This window comes from Hylemonella sp. P2_B10, from assembly GCF_056404875.1.
This window is the reverse complement of sequence record NZ_JBFUDE010000006.1, coordinates 157440-171018: the sequence shown is the minus strand read 5'-3', so window position 1 is coordinate 171018 and position 13579 is coordinate 157440. Positions and strand designations below refer to the sequence as shown.

10 protein-coding genes are annotated in these 13579 nt (G+C 67.2%); 3 read left to right on the top strand and 7 right to left on the bottom strand.

The window, feature by feature from the left end:
- A complete protein-coding gene (locus tag AC1DX2_RS23625; protein ID WP_477198878.1) occupies positions 1 to 2958 on the bottom strand; it encodes an RCC1 domain-containing protein in 2958 nt (985 codons plus the stop codon).
- A gap of 115 nt (positions 2959 to 3073) precedes the next feature.
- Positions 3074 to 3958: an MBL fold metallo-hydrolase gene (locus tag AC1DX2_RS23620; protein WP_477198877.1), complete on the bottom strand. Its 885-nt coding sequence runs from the start codon at positions 3956 to 3958 to the stop codon at positions 3074 to 3076.
- Positions 3959 to 4066: 108 nt separating this feature from the next.
- Here AC1DX2_RS23620 and AC1DX2_RS23615 point away from each other — a divergent pair, with 108 nt between their 5' ends.
- Complete coding sequence (locus tag AC1DX2_RS23615; RefSeq protein ID WP_477198876.1) at positions 4067 to 4543, top strand: CopD family protein; 477 nt, start codon at positions 4067 to 4069, stop codon at positions 4541 to 4543.
- A 16-nt stretch (positions 4544 to 4559) separates the two neighbouring features.
- On the opposite strand, the gene AC1DX2_RS23610 is transcribed toward AC1DX2_RS23615, so the two are convergent.
- Positions 4560 to 5225: a VOC family protein gene (locus AC1DX2_RS23610; protein WP_477198875.1), complete on the bottom strand. Its 666-nt coding sequence runs from the start codon at positions 5223 to 5225 to the stop codon at positions 4560 to 4562.
- Complete coding sequence (locus AC1DX2_RS23605) at positions 5222 to 5860, bottom strand: nucleotidyltransferase domain-containing protein (protein WP_477198874.1); 639 nt, start codon at positions 5858 to 5860, stop codon at positions 5222 to 5224. The genes AC1DX2_RS23610 and AC1DX2_RS23605 overlap by 4 nt, the downstream gene beginning before the upstream one ends.
- A gap of 176 nt (positions 5861 to 6036) precedes the next feature.
- Between AC1DX2_RS23605 and AC1DX2_RS23600 the strand changes: the two genes are divergently transcribed.
- Positions 6037 to 7665: a M10 family metallopeptidase gene (locus AC1DX2_RS23600; protein ID WP_477198873.1), complete on the top strand. Its 1629-nt coding sequence runs from the start codon at positions 6037 to 6039 to the stop codon at positions 7663 to 7665.
- A gap of 10 nt (positions 7666 to 7675) precedes the next feature.
- Positions 7676 to 11020, top strand: a complete 3345-nt coding sequence (locus tag AC1DX2_RS23595; RefSeq protein WP_477198872.1) for an Ig-like domain-containing protein — start codon at positions 7676 to 7678, stop codon at positions 11018 to 11020.
- On the opposite strand, the gene AC1DX2_RS23590 is transcribed toward AC1DX2_RS23595, so the two are convergent.
- From AC1DX2_RS23590 to AC1DX2_RS23580, 3 genes are all read right to left on the bottom strand, one after another.
- Positions 10995 to 11402 carry a GFA family protein gene (locus tag AC1DX2_RS23590; protein ID WP_477198871.1) on the bottom strand — a complete coding sequence of 136 codons (408 nt, stop codon included), beginning with the start codon at positions 11400 to 11402 and terminating at the stop codon, positions 10995 to 10997. The two genes, AC1DX2_RS23595 and AC1DX2_RS23590, sit on opposite strands and share 26 nt — an antisense overlap.
- A 101-nt stretch (positions 11403 to 11503) precedes the next feature.
- Positions 11504 to 11956, bottom strand: a complete 453-nt coding sequence (locus AC1DX2_RS23585) for a hypothetical protein (protein WP_477198870.1) — start codon at positions 11954 to 11956, stop codon at positions 11504 to 11506.
- A gap of 288 nt (positions 11957 to 12244) precedes the next feature.
- A complete protein-coding gene (locus AC1DX2_RS23580) occupies positions 12245 to 13552 on the bottom strand; it encodes a GGDEF domain-containing protein (RefSeq protein ID WP_477198869.1) in 1308 nt (435 codons plus the stop codon).
- Positions 13553 to 13579 lie beyond the last annotated feature (27 nt).

Sequence of the window (13579 nt, the reverse complement as noted above, 5' to 3'; positions counted from 1 at the left end):
TCACTTGCACCCGGCCACCCCATACCAGTCCGTCGCCGCGCCCAGGCTGAGCGCGGCGCCACCCGATATCGGCCCGACATACACCAGATTGCCGGCATTGATGCCCAGCGTGGCGCCCGTCTTGTTGAAGCTGCGCAGGTAGTTGGGGCCATCGGCCACCGACGCGCCACCCTTGGGGGCGAAGAAATCGGGGAAGGTATTTTCTGCCCAGTTGAACAGGCAATCCGCTGGCTGGATCACCGCTGTGGTGGTGCACGTGGGTGCCGATGCCGCCGTGGAGCCCTGGTCCAGCGGCACGGTGGCCACGGAGCGTATGCGGCCAGAGTTGCTCATCTCGCTGGCGCTGGTGCCATAGCCGACGCAGAACTCCGAGCCCTTCAGCGCAACGGTGCTGGTGCTGTTCAAAATGGTCTGCGCCGCCAGCTGGTCGCCCAGCACGCCACTGGCATACGGCAGCAGCTGGCCGTTCACCACCGGCTGCCAGCCCGATGCCGTGAGCTGCACCGGCACATAGGCGGCGCTGCCGGCCTGGGCTTGGCGGCGCAGCGTGTTGGCCAGGGTGCCCGGCACCAGGGTGTTCGGCGGCACCATGGCGCTGACAAACACCGCGCCGGGCTTGCCCACGTCTGCGGCATTGAACTTGGTCAGCGTGGACACCGAGCCGCTGGTGCTGGTGACGCCGCCGGATGCCACCAGGAAGAACGACGGCAGCTTGTCCGGCGCAATGTTGTTGGGCACGGCGGGTAGCAAGTCCATGACACCATCGAGCGTGTCGTTGACCACCAGCGTGGGCAGCAGGCGGTTGGCCAGCGTGCCATCGCCCAGGTTGCCAAACATGTTCTGCCCCCAGGACCAGGTGGTGCCGTCGGCCTTGTAGGCCAGCGACTGGTAGCCGCCTGCGGCGATGCCCACGAAGCCGGTGGCCACCTGCTTGGGCGCCACGATGCTGCCGGTGCGGTTGCCATCGCCCAGGTAACCCCAGTAGTTGGTGCCCCAGGCCCACAGGCTGCCATCGGCCTTGGTGGCCAGGCTGTGCTGGTAACCGGCCGACATGGCCGTGAAGCCAGAACCCACCAGCTTGGGCAGCAGCGCACACGGCATGGCGTTGGTGACATTGACTGCGGTGTAGTTGGTGCCCTGCACGCACAGGTCGGCACTGGCCACGCCCAGTTGCCCGGCGCTGTTGTCACCCCAGGCCCACAGCGTGCCGTCCAGCTTCAGCGCCAGCGTGTGGGCATAGCCCACCGACACCGCGCGGTAGCCGGTGCCCACCAGTTTGGGCGTCAGGGAGCAGGGGCGCGCGGCCAGGGTGCCGTTGCAGCCCTCGGTGGCGATGTAGCCCAGCTGGCCGCTCCAGTTCATGCCCCAGGCCCACAGGCTGCCGTCGGTTTTCAGGGCCAGCGTGGTGTACCCGTTGCCGCCGGACGACACGGCCGCGTAGCCGTCGCCCAGTTTGGTGGGCGGCTCGGTGAGGGTACTGCGGCCCAGCCCCAGCTCACCGTTGACATTGCTGCCCCAGCCCCACAGCGAGCCATCGCTCTTGAGCGCAAAGTTGCCTGAGACCATGACAAACCCGGTGTCCGTACCAATGCGTTTGGGCACATTGGAGCTGGCCGTGGTGCCATCGCCAAATTCGCCATAGCGGTTGTCGCCCCAGGCCCAGCGGCTGCCATCGCTCTTGCTGGCCCACGTCGTGCCGTAGAAGCCCCCGGTGCTCACCGAGGTAAAACCGCTGCCCACCAGGCCCGGGCTGCTGCGGCTGGCCATGTCGCCCAGCCCCAGTTGGCCGAAGCCGTTGCTGCCGGCCACCCACAGCGAACCATCCGTCTTGACCAGCGCCGAACTCGCCTTGCTGGCGGTCACCACGGCCACATCGCTGCCCACCTGCTTGAAGGTGGCCACCGCCGCCGTGCCGCCATCGCCCAGCATGCCCTGCTCGTTGCCGCCCCGGCCCCACAGGCTGTTGTCGGCCTTCACGGCCAGGATGCTGCCCACACCTTGGGCGATGCGGGTGAAGCCGTCGCCGGTCTTGGTGGGCAGGTTGGTGGTGTAGCCGCCCCATTGGTACACGCTGCCGCTGGTGGTGAGCGCGGCGGCGGAGGTGCCATAGGCCGACACGGCGGCAAAGCCGCTGCCAATCTGCACCAGCCCGGCACGCTGCTGTGTCGTGCCATCGCCCAATTGGCCCTCGCTGTTGTTGCCCCAGGCCCACAGCGAGCCATCGCTGCGCACCGCGTACGACGTGGCACCGCCGGCGGCCATGGCCGTGTAGCCGGTTCCCAGCAGGCGCTTGGTGAAGGAGCAGGTGTACGACGAGTTGGTGCCGGGGTTGCAGACGTCGCTGGTGGCCACGCCCAACTGGCCTTGGGCATTGGAGCCCCACACGTACAAGCTGCCGTCGGCCTTCAGCGCCATCGTGTGCGCCGAGCCCGCAGCCACCGCGGTGTACCCCTCGCCAATTTGACGCGGCAAGTACGAGACAAAGATCACGTTGCCGTCACCCGCAAAACCCTGGCCCCACATCCACAGCGTGCCATCCTGCTTGATCCCCAGCGTGTAGGCGGTGGCGGCCGCCACGGCCTTGTAACCGTCGCCGATCTTGACGGGAACCGAGCGCGAATTCTGCGTGCCATCTCCCAACTGGCCATAGGAGTTCTGCCCCCAGGCCCACACGCTGCCATCGGTCTTGAGGGCGACGATGTGCGAGTCCCCCGCCGCCACCGCCTTGTAGCCCGTGCCCACGCGCACAAACACCGGCGAGCTCAGCAGCCGCCCCAGGCCCAACTGGCCGTAGGCGTCCGACCCCCAGGCATAGAGCCGGCCTTCTGTGCTGAGCGCGAAAACGCTGTTGCCGGTGATGCTGGGGGAGGGCGACACCGTGATGGACGGTGGCGCGGCCAGCGCGGGCGTGGCAGTGCCCAGCAGGTGCAGCGCAGATGCCGCGAGCAGTAACGTCAACCTCAGGCTCATAGGCGCATGCCCCTCATGGTTTGAGGCCGCAAGGCCCCCGCACGGTCCACCACCGCACCGGCATGCCAGTGCGGTTTCATTCTATGCGGCAGCCCCGCCATGGCTAACTGGCGCCCATGTCTCCGCCCTGGGCGGGCGGCTCCACCGCAAACCGCCAGGCTTCGCCCGCCGACACCACCCAGCCCCCCGTGGGCGCGGCGAAATGCGTGCCCAGCACCAGCACCTGCCGGTCGGCCTGCTCGGCCAGGAAGCGCCGGCGCGTGGCCCGCGCGGCCAGCACATCCACATCGAAGTTGCTGGCCAGGTCCGGCTCGCAGCACTGGATGGGGTGGTGCATCAGGTCGCCGGTGATCACCGCCTCGTGTCCTTCGGAGCGTATGCGCACGCTGACGTGGCCGGGCGTGTGGCCCGGTGTGGGCTCCAGCCGCACCTCGTCGGTCAGTGCGTGGTCCATCTCCACCAGGTCGGCCAGGCCGGCGTCCAGGATGGGGCGCACCGAGTCGTCCATGATCTGCCGGTCTTCGCCTTCCTGCGCTTGTGACCAGTGTTCCCACTCGCGCCGGCCAAACAGATAGCGTGCGTTGGCAAAGGTGGGCACCCAGCGGCCTTGCACCAGCCGGGTGTTCCAGCCCACATGGTCCACATGCAGGTGGGTGCACAGCACGGTGTCCACCCGCTCGGGCGGGAAGCCGGCTTCCGCCATGCGCTGCAGGAAGGTCGACTGCATCATGTTCCACGCCGGCACCGAGCGCGGCTTGTCGTTGCCCACGCAGGTGTCCACCACGATGCGTCGCCCTTGCGATTCGATGATGAAGCAGTGCAGCGAGGCAAACAGCCGCCCATCGCCATGTGCGAAGTGCGGGCGCAGCCAACCGTGCGCCTGCACGCGTTCGGGTGTCAGCCCACGGAACAGGAAGTGCGGCGCATTGGCGCCCTGCATTTCTACCACCTGGGTGATGGTGACTTGGCCGATCTGCCAGCTTCTCATGTGCTCCTCTTGGCTGCTGCCGTTGTTGTTGCGAGCCAGTATCCGGGGTGGGATCGCATGAGTCAATGATCAGGCATCATGCAAGCCTGTTGAACCAAGGAGTCGCGTATGGTCTATGCCGCGTTGAAGGCAGTGCATGTGTTGTCGCTGATGCTGTGGCTGGGTGGCATGGTGTATGGCAATTTCTTCCTGCGCCCGGCGCTGGCCGCCCTGGCGCCGCCTGAGCGCGTGCGGCTGATGCACGCGGTGCTGGGGCGCTTCCTGGGCGCGGTGGGCGTGGCCGTGCTGCTGGTGCTGGGCAGTGGCCTGGGCATGGTGGGGCTGGCTGCCCGCATGGCGGCGCAAAGCGGTGGCCGCTTCAGCATGCCGCTGGCCTGGACGGTGATGGCGGCGCTGGGCCTGCTGATGATGGCCGTCTTCGGCCACATCCGCTTTGCGCTGTACCCGCGCCTGGGCCGTGCCGTGGCCGCGCAAGACTGGCCCGCCGGCGCCGCCGCGCTGGCCCAGGTGCGCACCGGTGTGCACGTCAACCTGGCGCTGGGCGTGCTGATCGTTCTCGTGGTGCTGCTGGGGGCCGCGTACTGAGGCGCACTGCGGCGCACTAGGCACCCGTGCCCAGCACGCGCAGGCCCTGCGGCGTGCGGATGTGCGCCACCAGGCCGGGCAGGGCGGCGCTCTCCACCGCTACCGGCCCCTGCAGGCCCAGCGCGGCCAGCAGCCGCTGAATGCGCTGCGGCTGCGGGTGGTGCAGCACCAGCCGCTCCAGCGCCAGCCCCTGGTCGGGCAGCCGCGTGGCCGGCGGGGTGTCCGTGTGCCATTCGATCAGCGCCGGCGCCACGCCGCCCAGCGGCAGCGAGCCGTCTGCGGGGAAGGTGATCAGCCAGTTCAAAGCGCCCCGGCTCATGGGCTCGGCCGGGCCCAGGTCTTCCCCGGCATCAATGCCTGCAGCCAGGCTGGCGGGCATGCTGGGCGTGCGCGCCACCCAATTGGTCAGCGCGGGCGCGCTGTGCGGGCCCAGCGTGTCCAGCGCAAACCAGCGCGGCCGTGCCGGAGCGGGTGCTTGCGGGTTGGGCGCGATCACTTCCAAAAACATGTCGCTGCCCAGGCGCAGCAGCAGGTTGTGCGTGCCCATGCGCGGGTGTTCGCCACCCGGCTGCATGGCCACGCCCAGCACCTGCTGCACCAGCGCCGCGCCGGCCGCCAACGTGGGCGAGGTGATGGTGATGTGGTCTATGCCGCAGCGTGGGGGAGGGGTGGAGGTGCTCATGTGTCTTGTGGCGCATCGCCGGCCACCCGTTGCACCAGCTGGCGCAGGGTTGCCACGTCGGCATCGGGCTGCAGCGCCGCTTCAAACGCCGCATAGGTGGCCGGCTCGGTGCGCTGCAGTTGCAGCAGCGCCTTCTTCGGCCCCAGGTACCACTGGTGGCGCAGCACAAAGTGGTCTTCCAGCAACTGCATCAGCAGCCAGTGGCGGCGGTAGTTGCCTTCCGCGTCGCCACGCTGCAGCCGGGCCAGCATCTTCCAGGCCCAGGTGCGCAGGGTGCGCAGTTCATCCTCGGGCCTGGGCTCGGGGCCCTGGGCAAACAGCGCATCCAGCGCGGCCAGGAAGCGGCTGGCCTCATCCCCACGCTGCGCCAGCACCACAGCGCCGCGCAGGTGAAGTTGCTCCGCCGTGGGGTTGGCCAACACCGCCTCGGGGTGGATGAAGGCGTCCAGGAACTGGCCGTCCACCACGCGGGCATCGCACACTTTGCGCGGCACGTCGGCGAAGCCCGCCAGGTCGTAATCGCTCTGCGGCGTGGCGCTGCCGTCGGCGTGCGAGCCATACAACAGCACGGTGTGGGCGCCGTGCTGCTGCATCAGCTCGGTGCACAGGCGCTTGATCAGGGGGTTGGGGTGCATGTAGCCCGCATCTTAGCCAAGCGCGCCGCCAAGCGGGCGCAGCCGGAGCGCGCGCTGGCCGGTGGCCGAAACAGCGCTTGAAACATGGGCCTGTAACAGCGGCTGAAACAGGCCTCAAGCTGGGTATAGTTGGCAGATCTGTTTGCCCAAATAGCCCGGGGAGGGGCCTTCACCACATGACCGCAGTCAGCAACACCGTACGCACGCCCGTAGGCTTCGCCTTCAGCAGCGGCAACTACAAGATAGACGACCTGCTGGCCGGCGCCTACTGGGGCGGCAAGCTCGGCGGTGCGATGACGCTGAGCTACAGCTTTCCCACCAGCGCCGACATCTTCACGCCCGGCTACGGCAACGCTGAGCCGCTGACCGGCTTTGCCGGGATGAACGTCGAGCAGCAGGCCACCTTCGTGAAAGCGCTGGACGCCTGGGCCAGCGTGGCCAACCTGCACTTCACGCTGGTGCCCGACGGTGCCGATTCGTATGGCGAGATCCGCGCCGCCTTCACCACCACCAAGGCCGTGCTGGACGCGCTGGCCTACGCCTACACGCCGCGCTCCACCAACTGGGCCGGCGACGTCTGGCTCAACGGCACCTCCAACTGGACCAATCTGGCCAACGGCAGCTACAACTTCATGGCGCTGATGCACGAGGTCGGCCATGCGCTGGGCCTGTCGCACCCCTTTGGCGGCAGCAGCGCCTTTGGCGGCTCGCTGCCCACGGAGGAGGACAACTACAGCAACACCATCATGGCCTACAACGCCGTGTCGGGCTCCGCCAGCTCGCGCGCCAACACCTACGCCACCACGCCCATGTCGTACGACATTGCCGCCATGCAGTACCTGTATGGCGCCAACATGAGCTACCACACCGGCGACGACAGCTACACCTTCGAGCAGGGCAGCAAATACTTCCAGACCATCTGGGACGCCGGCGGCTCTGACACCATCGTCTGGAAGGCCAGCGCCGCTGCCGGCGTGGCCGCCGAAGGCGCCGCCATCGACCTGCGCCCCGGCGCCTGGAGCGACCTGGGCGACGCGATTGCCTACCGCGACAAGGCGGGCAACGCCCTGTCCACCTCCAACCTCACCGTGCAGATCTACGCCACGGTGACGATAGAAAACGCCACCGGCGGCGACGGTGCCGACACCCTGACCGGCAACGACGTGGCCAACGTGCTGACCGGCGGCGCCGGCAACGACACGTTGAGCGGCGGCGCCGGTGACGACCAGCTGCTGGGCGGCGCCGACATCGACACCGCCGTCTACACCGCCGCGCGCACCGGCTACACCATCACCCGCGCCGACGACGGCACGTTGACGGTCTCTGGCGGCGAGGGCAAGGACACCCTGGCCGGCATGGAGCGCCTGAAGTTCGCCGACGGTGGCCTGGCGCTGGACATGGCCCACGACCAGGCCGGTGGCAAGGCGGCACTGCTGCTGGGCGCGCTGCGCGGCACCGCTGGCCTGGCTGACGCCGCCGAGGTGGGCAAGTTGCTCGCCTACCTGTCCACCCCCGGCGCCAATGCGGCGCTGCCCTCCATCTATGAGGCCGCGGGCTTCCTGATGAACGCCGCCGACTACCCCGCCGCCGCCGACAGCACCAGCAGCCGCACCCTGGTCACCGTGCTGTTCAAGAACCTCACCGGCACCGACATCGACGCGGCCACGCTGCAGGTCTTCGCCAGCCTGCTGGACGACCACCTGGTGACGCAGCCGCTGCTGCTGGGCATGGTGGCCGATTTGCCGCTGAACTGGCAGCAGGTGGGGCTGGTGGGGCTGGGGCAGACCGGGCTGGTCTACGCCTGAGGCCCCACACATGCCGTCACCCAACAGCAGCGCCGCCGCTTACTCGACCCTTCTCTCCAGCGACGGCACGCTCAATGGCCTGCTGGGCGGCGCCTACTGGGCCAGCGGGTCCCTGAGCTACAGCTTTCCCTGGACCAGCAACAGCAGCGCCTACTTCTCCGGCTACAACGGGCAGGCCTACTCCAGCACCGGCGAGAACACCGCCGCCCAGCACTTCGGCTTCAACAGCACCGAGATGTCGGCGGCGCGCGCCGCGCTGGCCGCCTGGGCCAATGTGGCCAATCTGTCGTTCACCGAGGTGTCCGACGGGCAGTCCAACGTCGGCGACATCCGCTTTGCCTTCACCTCGGCAGGGCAGGCCGCTTCTGACGGCTCATCGGCCTGGGGCTGGGCCAACTACCCCAATGCCTACTGGCCCAGCGCCGGGGACATCTGGGTCAGCGCCAGCCATGGCAACGACACGGCCTGGGGCGCGGGCTCCTACGACCTGATGGCGCTGGAGCACGAGATCGGCCACGCGCTGGGGCTCAAGCACCCGTTCGAGGACGAACGTGCCTGGGGCGGCGGCCCCTCGCTGGAGGGCACCAGCTGGGACAGCCGCGTGCTCACCATCATGAGCTACAGCACGCTGGCCTCGCACCCCGACGCCATCGACTTCAGCTACAACCCCACCACGCCCATGGTGCTGGACATCGTGGCCATCCAGTACCTGTATGGCGCCAACCGCGCCTACAACGCCGGCAACACCACCTACAGCTTCAACGACAACCCCGGCCAGTATTACTTCCAGACCATCTGGGACGGCGGGGGCAGCAACACCATCGTCTTCAGCGGCAACTCCAATTCCTCGGTCGACCTGCGCGAGGGCTACGGCAGCCAGATCGGCAACCCGGTCTACGCCGGCACCTACAGCAACGACCGGGCCTACCGGGTCTACAACGTCTGGATCGCCTACGACACCGACATCAACACCGTCACCCTGCTGGGCTTTGGCAACGACACCATCCAGGCCAACAACAACGGCGACTACCTGGACGCCGGCGCCGGCAACGACACCCTGACCGGCGGCACAGGCAACGACACCCTGATCGGCGGCGCCGGCAATGACCTGCTGGAAGGCGGCTCGGGCACCAACACGGCGGCCTATGCCGGCCCCCGCTCGGACTACACCATCAGCTACAACAGCGCCACCGGCACCTTCACCATCGCCGACAGGGTGGGCTCCCGCAACGGCACCGACAGCGTGCACGGGGTGCAGAACTTCTCCTTCACCGACGGTCTGGCCACCTCGGCCCAGCTGATCGGCCTGGACAACACGCCGCCCTTCGTGGTGACCTACAGCCCGGCCGACAACGCCAGCGGCGTGGCCACCACAGCCACCATCACCATCAGCTTCAGCGAGACGGTGAAGCTGGGCGCGGGCAGCATCCAGCTCAAGGACGCCAGCGGCCGCGTGGTGGAGAGCTTCACCAGCGCCTCCATCAACCTCAACATCAACGGCAGCCAGCTGGTCATCCGCCCCAGCAGCACACTGTCGCCCAACACCACCTACACGCTGTCCCTGGCCGCCGGCAGCGTGCTGGACCTGGCCGGCAACGCCTTTGCCGGCAACAGCAGCTACCACTTCACCACCGTGTCGCCGGTGGACACCACGCCGCCCACGGTGCTGTTCTACAGCCCCGCCGACAACGCCACCGGCGTGGCCACCAACACCTTTGTCACGCTGACATTCAGCGAAGCCGTCAGGCTGGGCAGCGGCAGCATCCAGCTCAAAGACGGCGCCGGCCGCGTGGTGGAGACCTTTGCCCCAGGCTCCAGCGCGCTCAGCGTGTCGGGCGCACAAGTCAGCATCAAGCCCACGGCGGCGCTGCTGCCGGGCGTCAGCTACACACTGTCGCTGGCCAGCGGCAGCGTGCTCGACCTGGCCGGCAACAGCTTTGCCGGCAACACCAGTTACCACTTCACCACCGCCGCCAGCGCCGACACCACGCCGCCCACGGTGATTGCCTACAGCCCGGTGGACAACGCCACCGCCGTGCCCACCAACGCCGCCATCACCCTGCTGTTCAGCGAGGCGGTGAAGCTGGGCGCTGGCAGCATTCAGCTCAAGGACGGCAGCGGCAAAGTGGTGGAAACCTATGGCAGCGGTTCCGCCGCCGTCACGGTGGCAGGCGCGCAGGTCATCGTCAAGCCCGCCGCCGTGTTGTCGCCGGGCGTCACCTACACGCTGTCCTTCGCCGCCGGCAGCGTGCTGGACCTGGCCGGCAACAGCTTTGCCGGCAACACCAGCTACCACTTCACCACCGCCAGCGTGCTGGCCGGCGACACCACGCCGCCCAGCGTGCTGGCCATCACGCCGGTGGACAACGCCACCGGTGTTTCCGTCACCGGCGCCATCACGCTCACCTTCAGCGAGCCCATCAGCCTGGGCGCCGGCCAGATCCTGCTGAAGGACGGCGCCGGCAACGTGGTCGAGGCCTTCTCCGGCAGCTCGGTGGCGGTCAGCGGCAACCTGCTCACGCTCACCCCGTTCAAGGCGCTGGCCTCGGGCACGGGCTACACGCTGTCGTTCGCGCAGGGCAGCGTGCTGGACCTGGCGAGCAACGCCTACAGCGGCGCCATCTACCACTTCACCACGCAGGTGAGCGGCTCCACCGTGGTGCCCACGGCGGGCAACGACGTGCTCATCGGCACCAGCGGCAGCGACACCATCGCCGCGCTGGACGGCAACGACCTCATCACCGGCGGCGCYGGCAACGACGTGCTCGACGGCGGCGCCGGCATCGACACCGCGCGCTTCCTGGGCAAGATGGCCGACTACACCATGACCTTTGGCAACCTGCTGATCGGCGGCGCCACCACCGTGTCAGACACGCGGCTCAACCTCACCGGCAACGACGGCCGCGACACCCTGCGCTACATCGAGCGCCTGCGCTTCTCCGACGTCAGCCTGGCGCTGGACGTGGCCGCCAGCCAGCCCGCCGGCAAGACCATCCTGATGATGGCCGCCACGCTGGGCACCGGCTTTGTCAAGGACAAGACCTATGCCGGCATGTTCCTCAGCTACTTCGACACCGGCGCCAGCCTGCTGGAGGGCGCCAACCTGCTGGTCAGCGCGGGCGTCATGGCCGCCTTTGCGGGCGCGGCGGACAACACCACCTTTGCCAAGTTCGTCTACCAGAACGTCTATGGCGTGCAGCCCGACGCCGCCACGCTGAACCAGATCGTGACCGCGCTGAACAGCAAGGCCACCACGCAGGCGCAGTGGATGGCAGACCTGGCCGCCTCCACGGCCAACGAGAACCACGTGGCCCTGACGGGTTACACGCTCAGCGGGTTTCAGTTCCTGGGCTAGGGGCAGCGCTGGTTGAAGGCATCTCGTCAAAGAACTTCCAGGTGTCTGCGCCGTCAAACTTGCGCGCCCTGATCGAGGCGATCAACTCCGGATCAAAGTTCGCCAGGTGCACGCCGTGCTTGGCGCCTGGCTTGGGCTCCAGCGGCTCCCAGTGCGTCACGCACCCGCAGGTGCGGCAACGGATCGTCCGCATCGTTCTGTCGCCCTGGATGTACTCGGCCGTGTTCTCAGGGTGCCCCTGGATCTCGACCGTGCCGAACTCGAAGTAAACCCACGGCCCGCCGATGCGGCGACACAGCGAGCAGTTGCACAACGTAGCCACAGCGGGTGTGGTCGGTAACGTCAGCTTGACAGCGCCACAGTGGCAGGAACCTTGGTGCATGGGAGTGTGCTTTCGTAGATTGCGGGAAGCCGCTGCGGGTGGGAATGCTGGCCTAACGCAAGAGGTGTGGGGCAACGCAGGTGTCCCGCTCGAATGATTGGTTAGCCCGTCTTTTTGAGAACTGCGCCGTCGAGTGTACTCCGTGCGCCGCAAAGCAAATTGCACTTTTCCGACGCGACCGTGTGAACGGAGCGATCAAAGAAGAACAACGTAAGTTGGCACTCGGACTCTGCATTTGAATACAGAATCGCCCTGTCTCGAAGCCACGTACCTGTACCTTCGAACGTGCAGTTATTCCAATTCGTTCCATTGAGCAACACCTTTGCAGCGATGCCATTTTCCTTGCGCCAGACGGCAACCGAGTCAATGGCGGATTGGCAGTTGACCCATTCAAAACTTCCATTGGGTTGCACAGGTCCCACCTCGCAAACTCGTTGTTTAAAGCTGTACGTCCCAAAAATCGAGGCTGGTGGAACATGGATATTTGCCTGTCCCCAACAACGTAGCGTGGAACCCAACAGGCAAACAAGAACAATTGCTTTGGCAAATTGCATAGTGGGCTAACTTTGATATGGCCCGCAAAAGTGCGGAATTACATGGCCGCATGCGGGAACACATGTCGAGCCGAATTCGGAAAGTCTAAATGGTCCCGCGCAATCTCCCAATCCCCCAACGGAAGGAAAGAAGCGAACGATGTTGTTACACGCGCCAACCACGCCGGCAAGATCAGGTCGATGCGGCATTCGGCGCAGCGGCATCAAGGAGGAGGCCGCAGGCCGGGGGACAGCCGCGGAGCCGAGTGCCGCGTCGGCCTGATCCCGCAAACACTGCCGGCAGCAGCCTCAGCGCAGCGCCACTTCCATCTCCACGCGATCACGCCCATTGATCTTGGCGCGGTACATCGCTTCCACCGCGCGGTTCACCGCGTCCGCCATCTTTTCGCCTTGCAGTGCCACCGACACGCCAAAGCTGCAGGTCACCGGCTGCCCGTGCGGCCACTCTTCTGCGCCAATGCGCATGCGCAGGCGCTGCGCCAGCACCATGCCGGCCTCACCACTGATGGCGGGGCAGATCACCAGGAACTCGCCACCACCCCAGCGCGCCACCAGCTCACCATTGCCCAGCTCCTCGCGCACCAGCTCCGCCGCGCCCTTGATCACCAGGTCGCCCACGTCACCCCCGTGGGCTTCGTTGATCTGCCGGAAGTTGTCAATGTCAAACAGCAGCAGCGCCAGCGGGAACAACGCCGGGCCCGTGCGGTCGGCCAGGTGCTGCAGCTCGTCTTCCAGCCCGGCGCGGTTGTACACGCCGGTCAGCGGGTCGCGCCCGGCCACTACGGCAAAGGGCGCGGCCTGCAGCTTCAGGTTGGCATTCACCCGGCCAAAGGCCGGCTCGCCCGAGCGCCGCCCGGGGCGCCGCCGCTGCATCATCAGCCGGTCGGCCACCAGGTAACCGCATGCGGCCAACAGCCACGCCGCGATGATGATCAGCTGCAGCGTGGCGGCAGAAATGAGATCGCCGCCGACGAATTCCATGCGCTCCACCACGATGCGGTGCGCGCCCGGCTGCACATTGCCGGCGGTGGAAATGTCCAGCGCCACGATGTTGTCGCGCTCCAGCCCCTTGAACTGCGCCGGCACCACATGCTGCGCGGCCCACCATGACGCCACCGACATGGCGTTGAGCTTCAGCTCCATCGGCTGCGGGCTGGTGCCCGGCTCCAGCACCATTTCCATGGGCTTGTATGAGCCTGAATCCCCGGGCTTGGAGTAAGCCGGGTTGTACTGGCGCAAAAACACGCGCACCTGCTGCTGGGGCTCGGGCCCTTCGCTGTGCAGCCAGATCTTCAGGCTGTCGTAGCTGCTCAGGTTGATGCCCTGCGGCACCTCGCCCAGCTCCACATTGATTTCACAGTAGGGCCACTGGTAACTGGCGTCGATGGTGCATTCCACCGCCAGTGCGCCGTTGCCACGCAAGAGCCGCGAGCGGCTCTTGCCACCCGAGGCCCGGTCATCGATCGCGCGCATGGTGAAGGGCGAGTTGGCGTCCACCACCAGCACGCGCCCGGGCGCGAAGTGGTGCCAGGCCAGCGCCAGCAAGGTCGCCAGCACCAGCCCCAGCACGAGACGGTTGATGTGCTTGCGGCTCATAGGATCCTCATCATACCCAGGGCGCAG